Genomic DNA, 23,433 nt, shown 5'->3' with positions numbered 1-23,433 from the left:
CAGCAGAACATGAACGCCAGGATGGCGGCGTCGTCGGCCCAGTTCAGGAGTGCGTACCCAGCCAGCCGGTAGGCCAGAACCGTCGCCTGGTCGATCAGGGATTGCGCGCGCATTGGGAGTGCCTTCGTGCTTCGCACTGCGGTGCGAGCTTGCTTGGGGCGGCCCGGTGCCGCGCTCATGCTGCGATTGTCGCCGAGCCGAGTCGACTGTCTCTTCGGGGCGGTCGGGCCAACGGCATGCATCGAGGCGCGCCACGTCCTGTCCGGCATCACATATTCGGTGGCCAGTTGTGAGCTTCCTCCTGGCAGTCTTTGCACCACGCATAGAACGCGTCGTACATCACCATCCCGTGCTCGAGCATCTCGTGGTCGTCGCTGAAGTTGCGCGACAGACCGAGCGATAGCGCATACAGGCCCGCCGACTGCGGAGTCAAATCGAGCCGAGAGGTGTCTGCGCCTCGCACGATGGCCGCCAACTGCTGCAAGGCAGGCTCCCGCAGGTCGTATTTCTCGAGGAACGCGTCAAAGCTGCAAAGGTCTCCGACGTGCGTCATCTCGACGCCCGGGATGTCGTACGGCACGGCGCCTGTCCGCTCGGCCGTCGCCAGGACTTGGTCAGCCGGGACGTAAAGGAACTGAGGTGCGTCGTCGATGAAGCGCGCGATGAGCCACGGGCATGCAATGCGGTCGATCTTGGGCCGCTCACGAGTCACCCATTTCATGATGCTGCTCCTTTGGGTTCCACCGCCAGACCTGCAGCCTGCCAGCCGTCGATGCCGCCGCGCAGGTAGCGCGCGCGCAGACCCGCCGCACGCAGGCGCAGTGCGGTCGCACGCCCGACCTCGTGTCCATAGACACAGTAGACGACCACCTCTCGGTCGGATGGCAGGTCGGATGCCCACCGGTCGACAGCGGCCGGGTCGCGCCAGGCGGCGCCGCACAATCGACTGGCCGCGTCGTTGAAGACGCCGGAGCGGCGCACGTCGACCACCACGGCACCGGCAATCTCATCCTGTGCCGCCCCGAAAGGTTCGCTGGCACCGTGGACGGCGAGCTGATAGCGCGCGTACGCCTTCGCCCAGTCGATGTTCTCCATGAACGCATCGACGTAGCTGCCCGCGGCGGCGCCGAAGTCCATGTGGTACGCGTGCTCGTACATGTCCAGTGCGAGGAGGGGGATGCCGCCGGCCAACGCGTGCGCATGGTCCGCAGCCCATTGGTTCACGAGGGTCCCGTCCCGCGGTTGAAACACGAGCAGAACCCAGCCCGACCCGCCACCCAACGCCTTGCCCATGGCGACGAATTCCTCGCGCCAACGGGCGAGGCTGCCGAAGTTCGCCTGCAGCGCCAGTTCCATGGCCGGCGTCATGGTCTGCCCGTCGCCACCGAGGCTGCCGAAGTACAGCTCATGCAAGAGCATGGCGTTGTTCGCGACGAGCTCTTCACGCTTCAAGCCGTTCAGCTGGAAGCCCGGCATGGTTGCAGGCGACAGGGCGGCCAGTTCCGAGCGGATGGCGTTCAGCCGCTGGACCGCGCCGCCATAGTTGTTCTGGTGATGGCTGCGCATCAGCTTCTCGGACAAGCCGCGCAGCGCCGCAGGATCAAAGGGCAAGTCCTGGATTCGGTTTTCCATGGGGAACCTCTCATGCCAACAGGGGCCGCAGAAAGGTCAGCGCCAGCCCGGCCAGGCCGCAGGCCAGGACCACCGGGATGACGCCGACCCTGAATCGGAACAAGGCAGCGGCCGCCGCGAGGCCGATGAGCGCCGAGGGCCACTCGAAGGGGCCGGAAGGCCCCCGTGGCCAGAGCACGTGGTACGCGAAGAAGACGGCCAGGTTCACGATGACGCCCACCACGGCGGCCGTGATGCCGGTCAGCGGCGCCGTGAACTTGAGGTTGCCGTGCGTCGACTCGATGAAGGGTGCACCGAGCAGGATGAAGAAGAACGAGGGCAGGAAGGTGAAGAAGGTCACCACGGTGGCGGCCACGGCGCCCGACAGGAAGAGCGCGTCCGGGCCGAAGACAGCCTTCGTCCAGCCGCCGAGGAAGCCGACGAAGGACACCACCATGATCAGCGGGCCGGGCGTCGTCTCGCCGAGCGCCAGTCCGTCGATCATCTGCGGCGCGGTCAGCCACTGGTGGTGCTCGACCGCGCCCTGGAACACATAGGGCAGCACCGCATAGGCGCCGCCGAAGGTCAACAGCGCCGCCTTGGTGAAGAACCACGCCATCTGCGTCAGCACGGCATCCCACCCGAAGAGCGCCGTCAAGGTCCCGATGGCGGCGAACCAGAGCGCGAGGCACACCGCCAGCACGCGGCCGAAGCGGCGCCAGGTGAACAGCGCATGCTCGGGCGTCGGCGTGTGGTCGTCGATGAGGGCCGGGCCGAGCGACGTGCTCGCCTTGCCGTGCCCGCCGCCTGCCGTGAACTTCGCCGGCGCGAAGCGGCCGCCGACATAGCCGATGACGCCCGCGGCCAGCACGATCAGCGGGAACGGCAACTGCAGCGCGAAGATGGCGAGGAAGGCCGCCACGGCGATGCCCCACAGCCACGCGTTCTTCAAGGTCCTGGAGCCCACGCGCCAGGCCGCATGCACCACCAGCGCAGTGACGGCGGGCTTGATGCCGTAGAACAGGCCGGCGATGGCCGGCACGTTGCCGTACGCCATGTAGACCCACGACAGGCCGACGAGGATGAACAGCGAAGGCAGCACGAAGAGGGCACCCGCGACGATGCCGCCCCAGGTGCGGTGCGTCAGCCACCCGATGTAGGTCGCCAGTTGCTGGGCCTCGGGGCCGGGCAGCAGCATGCAGTAGTTCAGCGCATGCAGGAATCGGCTCTCCGATATCCAGCGACGACGCTCGACCAGGTCCTCATGCATGATGGCAATCTGCCCGGCCGGCCCGCCGAAGCTGATGAAGCCCAGCTTGAGCCAGTAGACGAAGGCCTCGCCAAAGGTCAGCCGCTCGGGTGCGGCGGCGATGAGGGTGTTCGTGGTCACTGGCGTACCTTCATGGCGGCGTAGAGCGTGTCGAACAGGCCAAGCGAAGCAGCGAGCAGCGCATCATCCTTGTCGTGCAGCGCCTGGAGGCCGCGCACGATGGTTTCGACGCCGGCCGCCTCGTCGACAGGAATCCCGCCGACATCGATGTAATGCACGAGTTCTCCGACACGGCGGATGCCCGGGTCGTCTGCCAGGCCGAAGGTGTGCGCCACGACCTCGAAGGTGACCTTGTCGCCCACGTGCGTGAACGCCGCACCATCGAAGTCGAAGCCAAGAGCGCCTTTCGGGCACTTGCCCGGGTCCGCCAACCAGACGAAGCGCGGGGAGGAATCGACGAAGCGCTGAATCAACCAGCCCGTCGCGAGCCGGTCCACCCAGGGGCGCTTGCGCGTGGCCCACGTCCTTCCCCGGAAGGCCTCGCGTGAAAGTCTTTCGATCGTTCCCGATGCGGCCATCGGCTCACCAGGGGAGAGCTTGCGTTCAATCTCCGCCCGGAGCGTTTCCAGGCCCGCCGTCGCCCCGGCTGCGCTCTTGCCCGGGAAGAAGTCCGTCGCCTGGATGGCACGGAGCTGTTGGTCGAGGCCGCGAAGCGACTTGCGCAGGTCTGGTTCTTCAGCGGATTCGAGCGCATGTCGGGCCTCCTTCAGCGCTTGCGCAAAGTCGGCGTATGGCTCGGAGCGGTCGAACAGGGCGAGGAAGGTTTTCTCCTGCGCTTCGTCGCGGGCCTTGAGGACCAGCATGTGGGCGTCGGCACCGCCGTCCTGGATTGCCTTTTCGATGGCCCACAGGTCGTTCGCTGACGCTGCGGTCGAGGGCAGGATGTAGACGCCGTCCCGCAGGGTTCCACAGCCCGTGGCCTTGAGCGAGCGCCAGATGCGAACCCGCAGGCCGCTGGGCGACGTGGGAAGCGATGCGGCAAGGACCAGCCAGTCATTCATGTAGCAAGTATCTCACTGTGTGATACTTGCTACAAGTGCATGGCTTTCAGGGCATGCCTTCAGACCTGACGCGGTTGAATTCCACGGCCCCGCGCCTGCGGCGAAGGCGCGAACGAGGGCTGTGTCCGGCCACCCGGGCCGGCAGGCCGCTGCCCTGGTACGGATGGTTTTACGGCAGAGGGAGTTCGCGCATGAGGTTGCTGCGCACCCACGTGAATGCGCCGGACTGGACGTTGTTCGCTTGCCAGCGGCGGAATTCGGGATCGGCTGACAACGGATCCGTGACCTTGGCGTACGCCGTCGCGTTCTCGAACTGCACGGTCAGGACATAGTTGCCCAGTTCGCCTGCGGCCACGCTCCACAGCTGCGGGTCGGGCGCGCCATGCTTTTTCCAGAGCGCCGCGCCCACCTTCAAGGCGTCGATGACGGCGCCGAGATCGGCTCCGGGGTTGGGTCGAAGGACATATCGCGCTTCGTAGGCCATGGAAGTCTCCTTCGTCACAGCAGGAGCCGACATTGAAGCACTCGAGCGCTTGTGGGGCAACCGTCAATTGCCGCGGTTGCTGGTGCCCTCGACAGGAATCGAACCTGTATCTGAGTCTTAGGAGGACCCCGTTCTATCCATTGAACTACGAGGACGAGCGCGCCCCGAACTTTACCATTCGGCTCCGCCGTCTCCGCCGGCCGGCGCCGCCAGGCCCGCCGATGAAACACTGCGGATCTGACGCCGCCCGTCCGCTGGTGGTGCCCCCGGCAGGGGGCTGAGGCGCCCGGACACGAAGTGCCGGGCAACCTGGGGGCGAGCAACATCTAATCGAATTGGACGGTGTAGATCAGGTCGATCGCGCTCTGCTGCCCCGCCTGCGCCCGCAGCGTCAGTCGCCGCGTCAGGTCGTAGAAGATGAAGAAGGTGCCCAGCGTGCCGCCCAGGCCTTGCTCGTAGGTGATGTAGAAATCCCGCGCGACGCGTTTGCCGACCGTGACCGCGGAGCCACGCACGTCGCCGCCGCTGCCCGGGCCTTTGAAGCCGATCTCGTCGAGGCCGAAGCGGCTCGCCAGCCCACCCCCGCCGCTGCCGCCGAGGCCGCCGAGCAGCGCCAGCGCGGCCTGCTGCAGCAGCACCGACTCGCTGCCGCTGGTGGCCGACGCCCGCCCCAGCACCAGCCAGGTGAGGGTTTCCTGGTCCGACAGCTGCGGTTCCGAATAGAGGCGCACGCGCGGCGACTGCGCGGTGCCGGTGATGGCGACGCCGGCGCGCTGCGAGATGTTCGGCCGGATCGCCAGGATGTCGAGCTGCGGATTGTCGAAGGGGCCGTTGAAGCGTGCGATGCCGGTCTCGATGTTCAGCGCCTGCCCGTAGGCGCGGTACTGCCCGGCGACGGTGCGGACCTCGCCCGTGATGCGCGGCGGGGCGCCCAGGCTGGCGCTGCGGATGTCGAGCTTGCCCGCCAGCCGGGTCGTGATGCCGCGCCCCTGCACCGCGAAATCGGTGCCGAGGTCGAAGCTCACTGCGATGTCCGGCGGCTTCGCGGTCTCCGCCCGGGCGACGTCGGTCTGGTTCTCGGCCGCCCGGCGCTTCGCCTCTTCGGCGGCTTCGCGGTCGATCGCCGCCGAGCGCACCACCACGTCGCTGCCCAGGCCGGGCGCGGTCTCGTCGGGCAGGATGATGACCGCGCGGTCGGTCTTGATGTCGCCGCGCAGCGTGAACTGTCCGCCGGCGAGCCGGGCTTGCAGGTCGCCCGACAGCGTGACCTGCCGATCGGCACGCACCAGCACCCGCAGCGCGCGCAGCTGGGCCTGGACCGACATCCGGATGCCGCTGCCGGCCCCGGCAACCGGCGCGGCGCCCCAGGCCAGCTCGCCGCGCGCCGACAGCGTGCCGCCGTCGCGTGCGGCCTCGCTGGCCGCGGTACTGAGGCTGCCGCCCTGGCCCGGGATGCGGGTCTGCGCGCCGGCACCGCCCTTCAGCGTGAATTCGGTGATCTCGACCCGGTTGCCCGCGAGCGTGGCACGCAAGCGGCCATCGCGCAGGTCGAGCCCCTCGACCAGGGCCCGCAGGGCCAGCTGGTCGGCGTTCAGGGTGCCGTTCCAGCGCGGGTCGCCACGGTGGCCGGCCAGGGTGGCGTCGGCCTCCAGCGTGCCGGCCATGCGCCAGCCCGGCGGCGCCAGCATCGACCAGACGCCCAGGTTCGGCATCCGCGCGGTGATGCGGCCCGCCAGGGGTGCGTCTTCGGCCCATTGCCAGCCGCCCTGGCGCTGCTGCACCCGCGTGCTGGCCGCGACCCGGATCTCGCCGGCCCGTTCGCTGTCCCAGGCCAGGTTGGCGCGCACGGTGTCGCCCTCGGCGTCGAGCGTGAGCTCGGCGCGGCGCAGGCCGGCCGGCGTGCTGGTGCCGGTGCCGGCGGCGGCATCCATGGTGCGTTCGCTGGCGGTGCCGGTGCCGTGGCTCTTGATGCGCGTCACCAGCGCGGCCTCGCCGGCCTGCACCCGCAGATCACCGCTTTCGCGCACCAGCCGCGCCTTGGCGCGCAACGTGTCGCCGGCGTCGATGTCCCACTCGCCGTTGAACATCAGGTCGCCGCTGAAGCCGACCTGCGCCAGCGTGTTGCCGTTGCCCAGCAGTTCCGCCCAGGCCATCGGCAAGTCTTGCAACCGGCCCTTGGACTGCAGCCGGAAGGCGCTCCGCGCCCCGGTGCCCGTGCGGCTGAAGCGCAGCGGCTGCCAGTCGATCTTCACCGTGCCGGCTGCCGGACCCTTGAGCGTCGCCGCCGCCGCGGAGGCTTCGATGTCGAGGCGCGGACTGTCGCCCGGGACCCTGCGCACCTTGGCGCTGACGGGACTGCCGAGCGCCAGCACCCATGGCGCGGCGTCGGGCTTCGCCGTGTCGAGCACCTGCACGCGCAGGCTGGCGAGGGCCGCATTCCATTGGTTCGGGCGCTCGATGCCGCCGCTGGCATGCGCATCGAGGCCGATCTTGCGGCCGCCCGCGACGGCTTCGCCCTTCAGGTCCAGCGTGGCCCGGGCGAGGCTGCCGGAAAGGTCGGCGCGGACGCCGTTCAGCTGGATCGCGCTCGAGGGGCCCGGCTCGGACGGCGGCCGTGTCCATTCGAGCTTGGGCACGGTCAGCGTGGCCTGCAGCGTGGGCTCGGCCGCGCCGCGCGGAGCCGGTTCGTTGGCATTCTGCAGCCGGCGCTGGACCGCCTGCCAGCCCCCCTTCCAGCTGGCGTCGAGCCGCGCGTTGCCCTGCAGCGTGCTGCCGGCGAAGACGGCGTCGAGTTCGGGCAACCCTTCGATCCAGCGCTGCAGTGCCGTCGCATCCTCGACCCGGGCCTGGATCTCGCCGCTGCCCGCGGCCGGTGCCAGGCGGCCGTCGATCAGCGCCGTGGCGCCCGGCACGATCAGGTTCAGCCGGCCGCTGGCGGCCTCGTCGTCGATCCGCAACTGCAGCCGGCCGTCGATGCTGGCGCCATGGGCCTCGATCCGCAGGCTGCGCAGGTCGAGGACCTGGTCCTGCCACCGGCCCTTGGCTTGCGCACGCTCCAGTCGCAGGCCCTGCAGTTCGCCGCTTGCACCGGCGCCGCCTTGCGCCTGCAGCGCGACGTCGAATTGCAGTGCATCGCCGGCCTGCTCGGCCTGGATGCGGCCGCTGACCGGCGCGCCGTCGAGCCGGGTGTGGAGCGCGCCGGGCTTGACGTTTCGCACCGTGGCGTTGACCTTCCAGGGCGCCGGCGCCGGGCTCCAGCTGCCTTCGGCGTCGATGCGGCCGCCGCCGGCGCGCACGCTGGCTTCAGGCAGGGTCCAGGTGCTGCCGTCGAAGCGGGCGCGGACATCGAGCTGTTCGACCGGCAGCCGGGCTTCGTCCCAGGGGCCCGGTTGGGCGTTGCGCACCTGGGCGCTGGCCTGCCAGAGTTGCTCGCCGGCGGTCGCCGCCGGATCCGGGCCGGCCTCGATTTCGCCGCTCAGCAGCGTGGCCGGCGCCTCGGGCCAGAGCCGGGCCAGGTCGATGTTCTGCAGTTCGGCCTTGGCGTCGATCACGGGCTGAGGCGCCCAGGGTGCCAGGTTCGCCTGCAGCTGCGCCTGCATCGGGTTCTCGGCGCCCTCGTCCACCGGATGGAGCTCTGCCGCCACTGCCAGCCGCGCATCGGCGCCGGCCAGCGTGCCCTTCACGCTGGCCTCGGCGCGCACGTCGAGGCTGCGATCCTGCGCCAGCAGCGCGCGCACCCGGCCGTTCAGGGTGGCGCCGATCGCCATCGGGGCCGGCCCCTGCAGGCGCAGCTGGGCGCCATAGTGGCCGTCGGCGATGTCGACGCCGGCGATCTCGAGCTGGTGGTGGTCGTCGCCGTAGCGGTAGCTGCCTTCCAGTTTCGTCGCCTGCAGGGCCGGCGGCCCGGCCCAGCGCAGGTCGTCGATCCTGAAGGGCAGTTCCACCTCCACCGGCAACACGATCTGCGCGAGTGGTTCGAGCGGCTTGCTTTCCGCGCTCGGGCGTGGCTCGATCAGCACCTGCGCCGCATGCACTTCGCCGAGCTGCACCCGGCGCCGAAGCAGCGGCGCCAGCTGCCAGCCGATGCGGGCGTCGTGCACCTCGACCGCCAGGCTCTCGCTTTCCCAGCGCAGCCAGCCGATGCGTCCGCCGGCGCGCAGCGACCCGGTGACGTCGCGGCTTTCCAGCGATTGGCCCGCCGGCAGGTAGCGCGCCGTGCGCGCCAGCGCGAAGGCCAGCGACTGGTCGGAGCCCAGCCACCACCAGGCGCCGGCGCCCAGCATGAGCACCAGCGCGACCAGGCCGGTGACGCTCCACGCCAGGGCCCGCAAGGCGCGCCGCCCGCGCGAGCGCCGCGCCGGTGCGGCGGTCGTGGTGTCGGCCGGGTCTTCGGAAGTCATCTAGAAGGTGAAACCGAGTCGAAGATGGAAGCGGAATGCGTGGACGGCGATGCCGTAAGCCAGGTCCATCTGCACCGGCCCGATCGGGCTGGCCCAGCGGGCACCGACGCCGACCCCGACCTTCGCCTGCAGGTCGGCGGGCCGGTCGGCCACCGCGCCGGCGTCGACGAAGACGGTGCTGTCCCAGGCGGTCAACTGGCCGTTGTAGACGAAAGGGCGCTGCCATTCGATGCTGGCGACGCCGAGGTAGCGGCCGGCGACCACCTGGGTGTCGGGCTCGACCGCGCCGATCGACCGGTAGGCGTAGCCGCGCACCGTGGTGTCGCCGCCGGTGAGGAAATTCAGGGTCGCGGGGATCTGGGCGCGGTCGGCGGCGCTCACCGCGCCGGCCTCGGCGCGCAGCTGGATGCGGGCGTTGCGGCGCTGCGTCCCATCGGCGTTGCTCACGGTGCCGGCCGGGACGAAGCCCACCCAGCGCACATAGGTGCGCGTGAAGGGCAGTTGCTCCCCCGTCAGGGTGTAGCCGGCGGCCAGCTCGAGCGCGACGCCTTGGCCGCGCGTGGGAGCCGCCGCGTTGTCGAAGTAGCGGCCGGTCCAGCCCCAGTTGACAGTCAGCGCCGAGGCCGAAGGCGGCGGGGCGAAGCCGTGGTTCTGCGCGTAGTCGTACTGCAGGAAGTAGCTTCGGTCGATGTGATCGCCCCCCTGGCTGCGGCCGCCGCGCAGGCGCCCGCTGTCGACCGTGAAGCTGCCCGAGACTTCGCTCTTCAGCAGGCCCGAGGCGAAGGAGCGCCAGCCGCTGTCGTCGGGGATCGCGCTCCATTCGGTGCCGAGCGATTGCTTGTCGCGGTCGAGCGAGAGTTTCGACACGGCGCGCCAGCCGAGCAGCGGCATGTCGTTGTGGGAGTGGTCGATCGACAGGCGCGCGCCGCTGTCGGTGGTGAAGCCGACGCCGACCACCACGCGCTGGAGCGGCGCCTCGCGCAGCTGGGCGATCACGGGGGCGGCCAGCGGATCGGACTGGGTGTCCAGCGTCAGGAACACCGAGTCGAAGTAGCCGCTGCTCGCCAGCCGCTGCTGGGCGTCGAGCAGCAGCTGCTGGTCGTAGTCGGCGCCGAAGGGCACGCGCGCCAGCCGGCGCACGTTGTCGGCGGGGTAGCGCTGGCTGCCGTTCACGACCAGTGGCCCGAAGCGGAAGGCGGGACCGGAGGCATAGGTCGCGCTGAGCTTCGCTTCGCTGCGGTCGGCGTCGATCTGGGCCTGGCTGGTGAGCAGGCTGCCGGTCGGGAAGCGCCGGGCCGTGAGGGTGCGCAGCGCGGCCGTCTTGGCGTTCTCCCAGGCCTGCTGGCTGAAGGGCTGGCCCGCGCGCAGCGCCCAGCCGGTGCGGATGCCGTCGCGCTGCGACTCGGCGCGGGGGTCCTCCGCGATCGGCCCGCTGAAGTCGATCTGGACATTGCTCACCTGTGTGACCGGGCCTGGGTCGACCGTGATCCGGACCTCCCGCGGCGCCTTGCCGCCGGGCGTTTCCCGGAGCTCGAGCGTGAGGGTGGGCGTGAAGTAGCCGAGGGTGTTGAGCAGCTCGCGCGCGTTGGCTTCCGCGGCCACCATCAGCCGCGAGATCTCGATCGCGCCGAGATCGTCGACTGCGCGAAAACGCTGGATCTCCAGATGGCGTTCGAGGTATTCGCGCACCTTGTCGGGCGCCTGGATATCGACCGTGAAGGCCTCGCCGGCCGAGCGGCCCTCGCTGGCCACGGCGCTGGGGGGCACGTCCGATTCTGCTGCGTCCTTCTTGGGCAACAGACTGCAGCCTGACAAAAAGAGAACGGCTGCAAACAAAAACGCCGGCGACCACGCCGGCGCATGAGATCGGACCACCCAAAGCATGCGGGCATTTTGACAGCTTGGGCAGGCCCGTCCGCGGGCGTGCCCGGCGTCCCGCCTCGCTTAGCCCTTGATCTTTCGCGCCAGTCCCCAGAGCACCGGCGGGGTGATCATGCGGGCCAGCGACTTGAGCTGGTCGATGCGATGCTGCTGCATGAAGACGGTACGGGCCTCCACGCCATGCTGCCTGCCGGCCGGTTCGCTGGTGTAGAAGTACGCCGCCACCGAACGGCGGGGGCGGCCATCGGGCGCCTGCAGCGGCTGCGGGTGTCCGTGGTAGCTGTTGGGGCCGTGCGGCAGCAGGATGGTGCGGCCGAACTCGGGCTGAACGGTCTCGACGCAGTGCTTCTTGTCCCAGAGTTCCAGCCCCGAACCCCAGTCGGGCTCCCACCCCTTGTTGAGGTAGGTGATGAAGACCATCTCGTTCTTCAGCCCCAGGTGCGGGTGGCGATTGAAGTCCCGGTGTACCGCGAAGGTCGCGCCGGTCCTGGTCTCGTGCAGGCCGCCGCCGAACAGCCTCGGATCGGGCAGCAGGTAGGGGACCCCGATGATCGATGACAGCCAGTCGCCGAACCAGCCCGAATTGATCAGGTCGAAGTAGAGCTGCGTGGCCTGGCCGAGCCGGACGTTGAAGCCGGAGCGCCGAAGCCGCTCGTACTTGCTCTGGACGTCGGCCCAGCTCGTTTGCTCCAGCAGATCGAACTCTTCGACCACCAGATCCAGCAGCGCCGGATGGAAGAGGCCGTCGACGACCACGTGCGGATAGGGCTTGGCGTCGCGCAATTGCTGCTGAAGGCTCGCACGCGCCTCCGCGCCGAGAAATGCGGGGTTGACGAGCTCGTCCAACGGCAGGCGCACACCCCGGATGCTGAGGAAGTCCCCCGAAGACGCCGGCAGGGGGGCTGGAGACTCCGGCGACGACGCTTGTTCGCGAACCGGCGGCTCGAACTCATGCGACAACAGGGCGGACATGGCTCCCTCCAAGAATTGAGGGCCATTATGAATCGTTAAGTGTTAGCAGTAACCGAGCGATGCGATCTTTTGTCACATTTTTTGGGGCTTTCCGTGCCCGGCAATGATGCTACTTACTTGGACAGCATGCGCATGGCGTCTTCGAGCCCGCGCAGCGTCAGGGGATACATCCGGTGCGACACCAGCTGCTGGATCACCGCGATGCTCTGGCGGTACTGCCAGACGCCCTGGGGTTCGGGGTTGATCCAGGCGAACTTGGGGAAGGCGTGGGTCAGGCGCTGCATCCATTCGGCGCCGGCTTCCTCGTTGTTGTATTCGACGCTGCCGCCCGGCTGCAGGATCTCGTACGGACTCATCGTGGCGTCGCCGACGAAGATCAGCTTGTAGTCCTTGTTGTACTTTCGAATGATGTCCCAGGTGGCGAACTTCTCGGAGAAGCGGCGCCGGTTGTTCTTCCACATGAAGTCGTAGACGCAATTGTGGAAGTAGTAGAACTCCAGGTGCTTGAACTCGGTCTTGACGGCCGAGAACAGCTCCTCGACGCGCTGGATGTGCTCGTCCATGGTGCCGCCGACGTCCATCAGCAGCAGCACCTTGACGTTGTTGTGGCGCTCGGGCCGCATCTTGATGTCGAGGTAGCCGGCGTTGGCGGCGGTCGAATGGATGGTGTCGTCGAGGTCCAGTTCTTCTTCATGCCCCTCGCGCGCGAACTTGCGCAGGCGCCGCAAGGCGATCTTGATGTTGCGGGTGCCGAGTTCCTGGCTGTCGTCGTAGTCCTTGTAGGCCCGCTGGTCCCACACCTTGACCGCGCTCTTGTTCTTGCCCGCGCCGCCGATGCGCACGCCCTGCGGGTTGTAGCCGCCGTGGCCGAAGGGCGAGGTGCCGCCGGTGCCGATCCACTTGTTGCCGCCCTCGTGGCGCTCCTTCTGTTCCTCGAAGCGCTTCTTGAGCGTCTCCATGAGCTCGTCCCAGCCCATCTTCTCGATCTTGGCCTTTTCCTCGGCCGTGAACTCGCGCTCGAGCGTCTTGCGCAGCCAGTCGAGCGGCACTTCCTTGGTGAAGTCGGCCAGCATCTCGACGCCCTTGAAGTAGGCGGCGAAGGCGCGGTCGAACTTGTCGTAGTGCTTCTCGTCCTTCACCAGCGCGGTGCGAGACAGGTAGTAGAAGTCGTCGAGGCCGTAGGCGCCGTCGGAATTGGGGCCGACCACGTCGGCCTGCAGCGCCTCCAGCAGGGTCAGGTATTCCTTGACCGACACCGGCAGCTTGGCCGAACGCAGCGTGTAGAAGAAGTCGATCAGCATGGCGAATCACTCCTGGGAGGAAAGGGCGCGGGGCTTGTCCAGCAGGTAGAGGAGCTGGGCCCGAACCTCGGGCCATTCGCCCGAGCGCAGGCTGTACATCACGGTGTCGCGGATGGTGCCGTCGCGGCGCAGCGCATGGCCGCGGATCACGCCGTCCTTGCGGGCGCCGAGCCGCTCGATCGCGCGCTGCGAGGCGTGGTTGAAGTTGTCGGTGCGCCAGCCCACCACGTGGCAGCCCAGGGCTTCGAAGGCGTGCGTGAGCATCAGCAGCTTGCAGGTGGTGTTGACGTGCGTGCGCTGGCAGCGCCTGGCGTACCAGGTGTAGCCGATCTCGACGCGCTTCACGGTCGGCAGGATGTCGTGGAAGCTGGTGCTGCCGAGCACCGTGCCGCTGGCTTCGTCGGTGACTGCGAAGGCGAAGCGGTTGCCGTCCTCGCGCATCTTCAGTGCCGCCTCGATGTAGCTGCGCGTGTCCTCGGGCTCGGGCACCGAGGTCACTCGGAGGTTCCAGAGCTCGCCGTCGGCGGCCGCGGCGCGCAGGCCGTCCTCGTGGGCCAGAGACAGCGGCACCAGCGCGATGCCGCGCGACCGCAATGTGGCAGGCTCGACGAATGCCATCCTCAACTCCTGGGGTTGCCGTACTTGCGCACGTACCAGGCGCGCGCGAGTTGCGCACCGGCGCCACCGCCGAGGCCGATCAGCAGGATGCCGAAGATCGCGTTGTGGGTGTAGCCGCCCGGACCGAAGGCATCGAGCCCCAGCGCCAGGCCGAGCCAGCGGCCGAGCAGCGCGCCGGTGATGAACAGCACCGCCTGCGCGACGCCCAGCAGCATCAGCTGTTTGGTCGGATGCCGCCCAGCGTTCATCGGTTGTTGCGCTGCATGAACACGAGCTTCTCGAACAAGGTCACGTCCTGCTCGTTCTTGAGCAGTGCGCCGACTAGCGGCGGCACCGCGACCTTGTCGTCCTTGCTCTGCAGCGCCTCCAGCGGGATGTCCTCGGCGACCAGCAGCTTGAGCCAGTCGAGCAGCTCGGAAGTCGACGGCTTCTTCTTGAGGCCGGGCAGGTTGCGCACGTCGTAGAAGGTCTTCATGGCGGCCGTCAGCAGCTCTTGCTTGAGGCCGGGGAAGTGCACCGCGACGATGCTCTTCATCGTGTCGGCGTCGGGGAACTTGATGTAGTGGAAGAAGCAGCGGCGCAGGAAGGCGTCGGGCAGCTCCTTTTCGTTGTTGGAGGTGATGAACACCACCGGCCGGTGCTTGGCGCGGATCAGCTCGCGGGTCTCGTAGCAGTAGAACTCCATGCGGTCGATCTCGCGCAGCAGGTCGTTCGGGAATTCGATGTCGGCCTTGTCGATCTCGTCGATCAGGAGCGCGACCGGCTGGTCGGCCGTGAAGGCCTGCCACAGCACGCCCCTGACGATGTAGTTGTGGATGTCCTTGACGCGCTCGTCGCCCAGCTGCGAATCGCGCAGGCGGCTCACGGCGTCGTATTCGTACAGGCCCTGCTGCGCCTTGGTGGTCGACTTGATGTGCCACTGCAACAGCGGGAGATCGAGGGCCTGGGCCACTTCCTCGGCCAGCATCGTCTTGCCGGTGCCGGGCTCGCCCTTGACCAGCAGCGGGCGCTTGAGCGTGATGGCGGCATTGACCGCGAGCATCAGATCCTGAGTGGCAACGTAGTTGTCTGAACCCTTGAATTTCATGGATTGGCTTGAAGCGGAGGGTGGTTGAAAGAACACAACATCGATTCTTCGTCCGCGGGGGCTCCGACGAGCCCCCATATAATCAAATGTTGATTTGAAACAAGTTTCTCCACGAGATTGTGCGCGCAAAATGAACAAGCTGTTGACCACGATGTTTGCCCTCGCTGTCGCCTGCGTGACGGTCTCGGCCCAGGCCCAGAAGATCACCGGCAACGCCGAGGCTGGCGCCAAGAAGACCGCCATGTGCGTCGGTTGCCACGGCATCCTTGGTTACCAAGCCAGTTTCCCGGAGATCCACAAGGTGCCGAAGATCGCCGGCCAGAGCGCCAGCTACATCGTCTCGGCCCTCACGCAGTACAAGGGCGGCGAGCGCAAGCACCCGACCATGCGCGCCATCGCCGACTCGCTGAGCGAGCAGGACATCGCCGATCTCGGCGCCTACTACAGCCAGCTCGGCCTGAAGGAAGGCGACGCACCGCCGGCCACCGCCCCCGCGCCCGGCGACACTGTGCAAGCATTGATCTCGCGCGACAAGGACAACGCCTGCACCAAGTGCCACGGCGCCAACTTCAACACCCCGAATGACGGCACCGTGCCGAAGCTCGCGGGCCAATACGCCGACTACCTGTATGTCGCGCTGAAGTCGTACAAGACCCAGAGCCACACGACGCTCGGCCGTTCCAACGGCGTGATGGGCGGCCAGGCCAAGAAGTACAGCAACCCCGAGATCAAGGAACTCGCCACCTACATCAGCTCGCTGCCCGGCGAACTGAAGACGGTGCCGGAGTCGCGCTTCCATCACGCCGACTGACCGCCTTGCTTCCCCTGACGAAGCCCGCTTTCAGCGGGCTTCGTGCTTTCTGGTGCGACTGCACGAGGTGATCAGGCCGGCGCCGGGCCGCCCCGAGGCGGCCTGCGGCCCCCTCGGGGGGCAGCGAGTACACGAAGTGACGGAGCGTGGGGCTCAGCCAGGCCGGCGCCGGGCCGCCCCAAGGCGGCCTGCGGCCCCCTCGGGGGGCAGCGAGTACACGAAGTGACGGAGCGTGGGGGCTCAGCCAGGCCGGCGCCGGGCCGCCCCAAGGCGGCCTGCGGCCCCCTCGGGGGGCAGCGGGTACACGAAGTGACGGAGCGTGGGGGTCAGTCCCTTGTCGCGCGGCGCTGGACGCAGGCCACGTAAGCCTCGCCGTCGGGCGGACGGCCTGCGCGCTGGCTCTCCCACATCATCTGGCCCAGGCACTCCATGGCCTCGTGGTGGGCATCGAGCAGCGAGTCGCGGCGCGCCGCCAGCAGCTCGACCGCCTGGCGGATGCCGCGCGGCTGGTCGATCGAGCACTGCTCGCTGATCGACAGGTGCATCGACAGGTGCAGGAAGGGGTTCTCGCGCCCGTCCTTGCCGTCGTAGACGCGTGCCACTGCGGCGTCGGCGTCGGCCAGGTCGGCGTGGTATTCGGGGTGCTCGTCGATCCAGCGGCTGGCGATGATCTCAAGCGCTTCCATCGGCTCGCCGCGGCGGCTCTTGGCGAAGACGTCGCAGAAGAAGCGACGTACTTCCTCTTGGGAGGGATTGAACATCCGCCGAGCATAACTGGCCCCCACGCTTCCCCACTGCGTGTGGGTCGCTGCCCCCCGAGGGGGCTGCAGGCCGCCTTGGGGCGGCCCGGCGCCGGCCTGGCCCSCACGCTTCCCCACTGCGTGTGGGTCGCTGCCCCCCGAGGGGGCTGCAGGCCGCCTTGGGGCGGCCCGGCGCCGGCCTGGATCGCCCCCACGCTCCCCACTGCGTGTGGGTCGATGCCCCCGAGGGGGCTGCAGGCCGCCTTGGGGCGGCCCGGCGCCGGCCTGGCCCGCACGCTTCCCCACTGCGTGTGGGTCGATGCCCCGCGCCGTCGCCGTGCCGCTACATTGCTGGACCATGGACCGACTCGAAAACATAGAGACATTCGTACGCGTCGCACAGACCCAGAGCTTCGCCGAGGCCGCGCGGCAGATGCGGGTGTCGAAGTCGGTGGTGACCAGCCGCGTGAAGCAGCTCGAGGACCACGTCGGCGCGCCGCTGTTCCACCGCAGCACGCGCGTGGTGCGGCTCAGCGACGTCGGCCAGGCCTTCCTGCGCGACTGCACCGAGCTGGTCGGCCGGGCCAACGACATCATGGACCAGATGCGCGATGCCAAGGCCGGGCCCACCGGCACCTTGCGCGTCCATGCGTTGACCGGCTTCGTGCTGGGCCACTTCGCGGCCCTGCTGCGGGCCTTCCAGGTCAGCTTTCCCGACATTCACCTGGAGCTGATCGTCAGCGATGCGGTGGTCGACCCGGTCAAGGCCGGCGTGGATTGCGCACTGCAGATCTTTCCGGCCGCGTCCACCGAACTGGTGTCGCGGCCGCTGTTCCCGGTCCGACGGGTGTTCTGCGCCACGCCCGAGTACCTGCGCGCGCACGGCACGCCGGCGAGTCCGCGCGAGCTTCACAAGCACACGCTGGGTCTCTATTCGGGCTACCCGACGCGGGACCGCTGGACCTTCCACCACGCCGGCGAGCAGGTGACCCTGTACATGAGCGCCGCCCTGCTGACCAACAGCGTGCATCTGCTGCGCGAGTACGCCATGGAGCATGCGGGCATCGTCTGCCTGCCGACGCTGGTGGCCGGCGACCCGATCCTGCGCGGCGAACTGCAGGTGGTGCTGCCGGAGCACCAGCTGTCGTCCTTCTCTCTCAGCGCGGTTTATGCGGAAACCTCGCGCAATGCGTTCAAGCTCCGGCTCTTCATCGAGCACCTCACGGCGGCTTTCGCGAAAGTGCCGCCGTGGGACGCGGCGATGATCGAGCGGGGCTTGCTGCCGGCCGGGCTGATTGCGGACGCTTAGCGAATCGATTGCGGGTAAACCCTGCGCATTGACCGGACTTGCCGAACAATGCGGCCCGGATTTGAGGTCTACCGGAGCCGCCCGCCGTTTCTTAAAGTGCAGACACCGCAGCCCATCGCTGCACTGTCCGGCACCTGAGGAGACAACCCATGACCGCTGCCTACCAGACCCGCTTCGGGTCGCTCAAGCATTTCGAGAAAGGCCACGTCGAGCCGATCGACGACGACGTCCGCCACTACGCGATGTCGAACTGCTTCGACATCGCCAGCAGGAGCAAGCCCTACGAGAAGGTGGTGTTCGGCCAGAACCAGATCTACGTGCTGGAGACGCTGCGCGCCGAGGGCACTTCGCCCTGGTACACCAGCGCCCATGACGAATTCGCGCTGGTGATGGATGGCGAGGTCGAGGTCCACCTGGTCAAGCTCGAGGCCAGCCAGACCGTGGCCGATGAGCAGAAGAACGGCGCGGTGCTCGTGAAGGGCGAACCGAAGGGCCCGAAGATGGGCTGGATGAAGCTCTCGCGCGGCCACCAGGGCCTGCTGCCGAAGAACACCGCCTACCAGTTCCGGACCGCGGGAGCGCCCGGCGTGATCGTCCTGCAAACATGCAAGGGCGACCTGTCGGTAGAGAAGTGGGCAGACATCTGCCAGACGCACTGAGCCACGAGGAGCACCACCATGAACGCACCCGCAGAACTCGCCAAGGTGATCGCGTCGCAGCCCGACGCCACGCTCGGCTACAAGGATTTCTCTCTCGGCAGCTTCGGCTTCCGCCGCGACGAGTACTTCGCCCACATCACCTGGAAGACCCGCGACGGCCGCCCGATGAGCCACACGATGGACGTCGGCAACTACCTGCGCGCCCTGATGCGCGACGTCGCCTGGGGCTTCTTCTACGGCTGGGTCAATTTCGACGACGTGGTCGGCACGGTCAACCACTACCAGTCGGTCGACCTCTATGCCGGCAGCTTCAACGGCACCATGAAGGACGCCGGCATCGACCTGCTGGAGAACTTCCCGACCGCCCAGATCCGCGCCACCTTCGAGGCCATGCTCGACGACTGGACCAACGAGAGCTTCGATCCGTTCTCGGCGCCGCAGGAAACCGGCTCGCCCTACGGCCGCAAGAAGGGCAACAACACCGCCAAGATCACGCGGGCCCGCGAGCTCGCCACGCGCTGCGTCGGCCTCAAGGGCGACCTCGACCTGCGCAGCGATGCCCGCGGCGCGCCGGTCAACCGGGCCTTCGTCGATGTCGACCAGGCGCAGCCCGAGCTGCACCCCGAGCCCGGCTTCGAGAACGAGGTGCACGCCTTCAATCTGTTCGGCTTCCTGAGCCGCTCGCAGGTGACGTGGAATCCGAGCTTCACCTCGGTCGTCAAGCACAGCTACATGTGCCCGACCACCGAAGAGCACATCCTGCCGATCATCCACGGCAACGACCGTGTCGAGTGGTTCTTCCAGATGACCGACGAGATCCACTGGGACTGCGGCGACAAGAACACCGGCCGGCCGATGGCGCGCGTGATCATGAAGGCCGGCGACATGGCCGCCATGCCGGCCTACTGCCGCCACCAGGGCTTCAGCCCGAAGCGCTCGATGCTGCTGGTCTGGGAGAACGGCTCGCCCAGCCTCGTCTACGAGATCCAGAAGGGCGAGAGCCCCGAGATCCCGGTCCAGTTCTAAGCCGCATCCCGGTGCCGCGCGGCGAGGCCGCGCGGCACCTCGACAAGGAGACATCTTCATGGCAGACCCCGTCCGGTCCGGTGCCGGTGCAGCTTCGCGCCGCCGCTTCATTCAACAGGCCGGCGCAGGCTCGGCGGCCGTCGCGGCCACGACCCTCGGCCTGACGGTCCAGCAGGCCGAGGCCGCACCGGCCTTCGACGGCACCTACGATGTCGTGGTCTGCGGCAGCGGCTGCGGCGGCCTGGCCTCGGCGCTGTTCGCGCGCTGGCTGGGCAACAGCGCCGTCATCCTCGAGAAGGCGGGCAGCATCGGCGGCACGACCGCGAAGGCGGCGTTCTGGTACTGGGTGCCCAACAACGAAGCGATGAAAAAGGCCGGCATCGCAGATCCGAAGCCCGACTTCCTCAAGTACGTGGCCCGCCTGTCGAACCCGCAGGGCTATGACCCGGCGCATCCGCGTTTCGGTCTCACGCAATGGGAATACGACATGTGCGAGGCCATCTATGACAGCGCCTCCCCGGCCGCCGAACTGCTGGCCGCCAAGGGCGCGCTGCCGTACCGCCATGTGGCCGATGTTCCGGATTACTTCGCCGAACTGCCGGAGGACAAGGCGCCCAAGGGGCGGGTGCTGGTGCCGGCGGGGGCGATTCCCAGCATGGCCGACGGCGGCCTGGTCGCCATCCGCACCCTGTCCACCAAGGCGCGGCAGGAGGGCATACCGATCCGCACCGGCATGCGGGTGCGCAAGATCCTGCAGAACCCGGCCGGCCGCGTGATCGGCGTCGAGGCCGAGGACGAGTTGGGTGCGACCGTGCGACTGCGTGCGAAAAAGGCGGTGATCTTCGCGACTGGCGGCTTCACGCACAACGTCGAACTGCGCAAGAACTTCCTCAATGGCCCGATCTATGGCGGCTGCGCGGCGCCGAGCAACGAAGGCGACTTCGTTTCGATGGCCGGCGCGCTTGGCGCCCAGCTGCGCAACATGAACTACGCCTGGAGCTGCCCGATTCCGCTCGAGAAGGCGGTCGCCAGGGACGGTTCGATGTCGGGCATGTTCTCGGTCGCGGGCGATTCGATGCTGTTCGTCAACAAGTACGGCCGTCGCAACGTCAACGAGAAGCTGCAATACAACGAACTCGCGCAGACTTTCTTCGAGTGGGACGGCGCCAAGGCCGAGTACCCCAACCTGGTCCGCATCGCGGTCTGGGACCAGCGCTCGCAGCAGCATTCGGCCAGCGCCGAGTACGGACGGTTGATCGTGCCGCCGGGCACCGACGATCGGCATGTGATCAAGGGCGCCACGCTCGCCGAACTGGCCCGCGCGATCGACGAGCGCCTTGCCAAATACACCGGCGTGACCGGTGGCGCGAGCTTGTCTGCGGACTTCCTGCCCAACCTCGAGGCATCGATCGCGCGCTTCAACGGATTCGCGAAGACCGGCAAGGACCTCGACTTCAAGCGCGGGGAGCGGGTCGTCGAACAGCTCTTCAACGGCGACGTGAAGGAAGAGCCGGGCAGGGCCAATGCCACGATGTGGCCGCTCGCCGATACCGGTCCGTACTACGCCGCCCTGGTCGTATCGGGCACGCTCGACACCAAGGGCGGACCGAAGACCGACACGCACGGCCGCGTGCTCAATGCCCGGAACCAGCCGATTCCCGGTCTCTATGGCGTCGGCAACTGCGTCGCCTCCGCCTCGGGTCGCGCCTACTGGGCGGGCGGCGCGACGCTGGGGCCGATCATCGCGTTCTCGTATCGCGCGGCGAATGCGGCGAACGACGAGGGAAGGAGCGCGCCGTGAAACGCCCGCTCGCACCCTTGCTGATGCTGGCGCTGCTGTGCGTCGGCGCAGCCTCTTCCCAGGCGCAGTCGGCCGGCGAGCGTCTCGCCAAGAGCAGTTGCACCCAGTGCCACAGCTTCGGCAAGGGGGAGCCGAACGGCGTCGGGCCCAACCTGTTCGGGCTGCTGGGCCGCCAGGCCGCGAGCAGTCCCGGCTTTGCGTATTCGAAGCAGTACGTCGAGGCGATGAAGGGCAAGACCTGGGACCGCGCCTTGCTCGAACGCTGGCTGACCGATACCCAGGCGGTCGCGCCGGGCAACACGATGGTCTATTTCCAGGACGACCCGAAGAAGCGCGCAGCGCTGATCGAGTACATGCAATCGCTCAAGTGAAAGAAGGAGACTCACCATGGCCCTCACCCGTCAAACCATGACCGACGAGCAACGCAAGTCGGTGGCCCTCGAATACCTCAAGGCCTACGACAACGGCGGCGTCACCTCCACCGGCGGCTCGATCCTCGACCTGTTCGCCGACGACGCGCAGGTCTACTTCCCCAAGTGGGGGCTGGCGACCGGCAAGGAGCAAATCGGCAAGCTGTTCGGCGAGGTCGGCAGCCGCGGCAAGTCCATCCGCCACGACTACGCGGGCTTCAACTGGATCTTCTCGGGCTCCGACCTGTTCGCGTGCGAAGGCACGAGCCATGGCGAGCACGCGGACGGCCCCTGGCGTGCCGGCGTGCCCGAATGGGGCGCCGGTCGCTGGTGCGATGTCTTCGAGGTCCGCGACTGGCTGATCCAGCGCTGCTTCATCTACCTGGACCCCGACTACGCCGGAAAAGACACGGCGCGCTACCCCTGGCTGGCCGGCCAGACCCAATGACCATTGCAACGAAACGGCACGGAGCCCGTCCATGACCCTCACAGACATCCAGCAGGCCGCCGGCCTGAAGACGCCCATCCGGCGCCAGCTCTTCATCGACGGGCGCTTCGTCGAGGCGGAATCGGGCGAGACGCTGGCGACGCTGAATCCGCACGACAACTCCACCATCGCCGACGTGGCGCTGGCCGGCAAGGCCGATGTCGACCGCGCGGTGGCTGCCGCGAAGCGCGCCTTCCCGGCCTGGAGCCGCATGGCGGCTGCCGATCGCGGGCGCATCCTGCTCAAGCTCGCTGACCTGATCGAGGCCAACGGCGAAGATCTCGCGCGCCTCGAATCGCTCGACACCGGCCACCCGATTCGCGATTCGCGCAAGCTCGACGTGCCGCGCACCGCGGCCTGCTTCCGCTACTTCGGCGGCATGGCCGACAAGTTCCAGGGCGAGACCATTCCCGTCGAGGCCGGCTTCCTCAACTACACGCTGCGCGAGCCGGTCGGCGTCGTGGGCCAGATCGTGCCGTGGAACTTCCCGCTGATGTTCACCAGCTGGAAGATGGCGCCGGCGCTCGCCGCCGGCAACTGCATCGTCATGAAGCCGGCCGAGATCACGCCGCTGAGCTCGCTCAAGATCGTCGAACTCATGGCCGAGGCGGGCATGCCCGACGGCGTGGTCAACATGGTGCCGGGGCTGGGGCATGTCGTGGGCCAGTACATCGCCGAGCATCCCGAGATCGCCAAGGTCGCCTTCACCGGCAGCACCGCGACCGGCCGCCGCGTGGTGCAGGCCAGCGCCGGCAACCTCAAGAAGGTGCAGCTCGAGCTCGGCGGCAAGGGCCCCAACATCATCTTCGAAGATGCTTTCCTGCCGGCCGCGATCAACGGCAGCGCCTGGGCCATCTTCCACAACCAGGGCCAGGCCTGCATCGCCGGTTCGCGCCTGATGCTGCACGAGAAGATCGCCGATGCCTTCCTCGACCAGTTCATTCCGCTGGCGCAGTCGATCCGGCTCGGCAACCCGCTCGACGATGCGACCGAGATGGGCCCGCTCACGAGTGCCCAGCATCGCGAGCGCGTGCTGCAGTACGTCGAGGTGGCGAAGGAGCAGGGCGGCGAGCTGCTGGCCGGCGGCACGGCACCGGGCGGCGACCTGGCGCGCGGCTGCTATGTGCAGCCGACCGTGGTGCGGGCGAAATCCTGGCGCGACCGCATCGCGCAGGAAGAGGTGTTCGGTCCCTTCGTGACCGTGCTCACCTTCAAGGACGACGAAGAGGCGATGGAAATCGCCAACGGCACCGACTACGGCCTCGGCAGCGGCCTGTGGACCCGCGACCTGCAGCGCGCCCACCGCGTGGCGCGCGACCTGCACGCGGGCATGGTCTGGATCAACAGCTACAAGCGCGTGAATCCGGGCTCGCCCTTCGGCGGCGTCGGCCAGAGCGGCTACGGCCGCGAGATGGGCTTCGACGCGATGCGCGAGTACACGCAGGTCAAGAGCGTATGGGTCAACGTCGACGCCCAGATCCCGCCGCACTTCGTGCGCTGACTGC

At 68.2% G+C, this 23,433-nt stretch carries 21 protein-coding genes and 1 tRNA gene; 8 read left to right on the top strand and 14 right to left on the bottom strand.

Annotation, left to right across the window (positions count from 1 at the left end; all coding sequences use genetic code 11):
- Window positions 1-268 precede the first annotated feature (268 nt).
- The 13 genes from AC1DYD_RS08560 to AC1DYD_RS08500 all read right to left on the bottom strand — a co-directional run bounded on the left by AC1DYD_RS08560 (window position 269) and on the right by AC1DYD_RS08500 (window position 14,685).
- Entirely contained in the window at window positions 269-721 is a 453-nt protein-coding gene (locus AC1DYD_RS08560) for a chromate resistance protein ChrB domain-containing protein (protein WP_478172321.1), read from the bottom strand.
- Complete coding sequence (locus AC1DYD_RS08555; protein ID WP_478172320.1) at window positions 718-1,632, bottom strand: Fe-Mn family superoxide dismutase; 915 nt, start codon at window positions 1,630-1,632, stop codon at window positions 718-720. Before AC1DYD_RS08555 ends, AC1DYD_RS08560 begins: the two co-directional genes overlap by 4 nt.
- A gap of 10 nt (window positions 1,633-1,642) precedes the next feature.
- Complete coding sequence (chrA, locus tag AC1DYD_RS08550; RefSeq protein ID WP_478172319.1) at window positions 1,643-3,001, bottom strand: chromate efflux transporter; 1,359 nt, start codon at window positions 2,999-3,001, stop codon at window positions 1,643-1,645.
- Window positions 2,998-3,942, bottom strand: a complete 945-nt coding sequence (locus tag AC1DYD_RS08545; RefSeq protein WP_478172318.1) for a chromate resistance protein ChrB domain-containing protein — start codon at window positions 3,940-3,942, stop codon at window positions 2,998-3,000. Before AC1DYD_RS08545 ends, chrA begins: the two co-directional genes overlap by 4 nt.
- A gap of 169 nt (window positions 3,943-4,111) precedes the next feature.
- Complete coding sequence (locus tag AC1DYD_RS08540) at window positions 4,112-4,426, bottom strand: hypothetical protein (RefSeq protein ID WP_478172317.1); 315 nt, start codon at window positions 4,424-4,426, stop codon at window positions 4,112-4,114.
- Window positions 4,427-4,506: 80 nt separating this feature from the next.
- A tRNA-Arg gene (locus AC1DYD_RS08535) sits at window positions 4,507-4,581 on the bottom strand.
- A gap of 171 nt (window positions 4,582-4,752) precedes the next feature.
- Entirely contained in the window at window positions 4,753-8,826 is a 4,074-nt protein-coding gene (locus AC1DYD_RS08530) for a translocation/assembly module TamB domain-containing protein (protein WP_478172316.1), read from the bottom strand.
- Complete coding sequence (locus AC1DYD_RS08525) at window positions 8,827-10,710, bottom strand: autotransporter assembly complex protein TamA (protein WP_478172315.1); 1,884 nt, start codon at window positions 10,708-10,710, stop codon at window positions 8,827-8,829. It lies immediately after the preceding gene.
- Window positions 10,711-10,770: 60 nt separating this feature from the next.
- Window positions 10,771-11,679, bottom strand: coding sequence for a 2OG-Fe(II) oxygenase (locus AC1DYD_RS08520; RefSeq protein WP_478172314.1), 909 nt, complete (start codon window positions 11,677-11,679; stop codon window positions 10,771-10,773).
- A 113-nt stretch (window positions 11,680-11,792) separates the two neighbouring features.
- Window positions 11,793-12,980, bottom strand: coding sequence for a vWA domain-containing protein (locus tag AC1DYD_RS08515; protein ID WP_286525477.1), 1,188 nt, complete (start codon window positions 12,978-12,980; stop codon window positions 11,793-11,795).
- Window positions 12,981-12,986: 6 nt separating this feature from the next.
- Complete coding sequence (locus AC1DYD_RS08510) at window positions 12,987-13,598, bottom strand: GNAT family N-acetyltransferase (RefSeq protein WP_478172313.1); 612 nt, start codon at window positions 13,596-13,598, stop codon at window positions 12,987-12,989.
- A 2-nt stretch (window positions 13,599-13,600) separates the two neighbouring features.
- Complete coding sequence (locus tag AC1DYD_RS08505) at window positions 13,601-13,846, bottom strand: hypothetical protein (RefSeq protein WP_478172312.1); 246 nt, start codon at window positions 13,844-13,846, stop codon at window positions 13,601-13,603.
- The gene (locus tag AC1DYD_RS08500; RefSeq protein ID WP_478172311.1) at window positions 13,843-14,685 is read right to left on the bottom strand and encodes an AAA family ATPase; all 843 of its coding nucleotides are present in this window, start codon (window positions 14,683-14,685) and stop codon (window positions 13,843-13,845) included. The genes AC1DYD_RS08505 and AC1DYD_RS08500 overlap by 4 nt, the downstream gene beginning before the upstream one ends.
- Window positions 14,686-14,815: 130 nt before the next feature.
- Here AC1DYD_RS08500 and AC1DYD_RS08495 point away from each other — a divergent pair, with 130 nt between their 5' ends.
- The gene (locus tag AC1DYD_RS08495) at window positions 14,816-15,496 is read left to right on the top strand and encodes a c-type cytochrome (RefSeq protein ID WP_478172310.1); all 681 of its coding nucleotides are present in this window, start codon (window positions 14,816-14,818) and stop codon (window positions 15,494-15,496) included.
- 326 nt (window positions 15,497-15,822) lie between these two features.
- Here the strand turns inward: AC1DYD_RS08495 and AC1DYD_RS08490 are convergent, their stop codons facing one another.
- Entirely contained in the window at window positions 15,823-16,257 is a 435-nt protein-coding gene (locus AC1DYD_RS08490; RefSeq protein ID WP_478089330.1) for a DUF1841 family protein, read from the bottom strand.
- A 337-nt stretch (window positions 16,258-16,594) separates the two neighbouring features.
- Between AC1DYD_RS08490 and AC1DYD_RS08485 the strand changes: the two genes are divergently transcribed.
- The 7 genes from AC1DYD_RS08485 to AC1DYD_RS08455 all read left to right on the top strand — a co-directional run bounded on the left by AC1DYD_RS08485 (window position 16,595) and on the right by AC1DYD_RS08455 (window position 23,429).
- Window positions 16,595-17,545, top strand: coding sequence for a LysR family transcriptional regulator (locus AC1DYD_RS08485; protein ID WP_478172309.1), 951 nt, complete (start codon window positions 16,595-16,597; stop codon window positions 17,543-17,545).
- Window positions 17,546-17,694: 149 nt separating this feature from the next.
- A complete protein-coding gene (locus tag AC1DYD_RS08480) occupies window positions 17,695-18,204 on the top strand; it encodes a cupin domain-containing protein (protein ID WP_478172308.1) in 510 nt (169 codons plus the stop codon).
- Window positions 18,205-18,222: 18 nt separating this feature from the next.
- On the top strand, window positions 18,223-19,230 hold the full coding sequence (locus tag AC1DYD_RS08475) for a hydroxyquinol 1,2-dioxygenase (RefSeq protein ID WP_478172307.1): 1,008 nt from the start codon (window positions 18,223-18,225) through the stop codon (window positions 19,228-19,230).
- A gap of 58 nt (window positions 19,231-19,288) precedes the next feature.
- Window positions 19,289-21,031 (top strand): FAD-dependent oxidoreductase, encoded by a 1,743-nt coding sequence (locus tag AC1DYD_RS08470; protein WP_478172306.1) that lies wholly within the window; start codon window positions 19,289-19,291, stop codon window positions 21,029-21,031.
- Window positions 21,028-21,402 carry a c-type cytochrome gene (locus tag AC1DYD_RS08465; RefSeq protein ID WP_478172305.1) on the top strand — a complete coding sequence of 125 codons (375 nt, stop codon included), beginning with the start codon at window positions 21,028-21,030 and terminating at the stop codon, window positions 21,400-21,402. Before AC1DYD_RS08470 ends, AC1DYD_RS08465 begins: the two co-directional genes overlap by 4 nt.
- Before the next feature lie 16 nt (window positions 21,403-21,418).
- Window positions 21,419-21,889, top strand: coding sequence for a nuclear transport factor 2 family protein (locus tag AC1DYD_RS08460; RefSeq protein WP_478172304.1), 471 nt, complete (start codon window positions 21,419-21,421; stop codon window positions 21,887-21,889).
- Window positions 21,890-21,965: 76 nt separating this feature from the next.
- Window positions 21,966-23,429, top strand: coding sequence for an aldehyde dehydrogenase family protein (locus AC1DYD_RS08455; RefSeq protein ID WP_478172444.1), 1,464 nt, complete (start codon window positions 21,966-21,968; stop codon window positions 23,427-23,429).
- Window positions 23,430-23,433: the final 4 nt, after the last annotated feature.

The organism is Variovorax sp. P4_B11 (assembly GCF_056402355.1).
The sequence above is the reverse complement of the archived record's forward strand: the minus strand, read 5'-3'. Positions and strand labels throughout refer to the sequence as shown.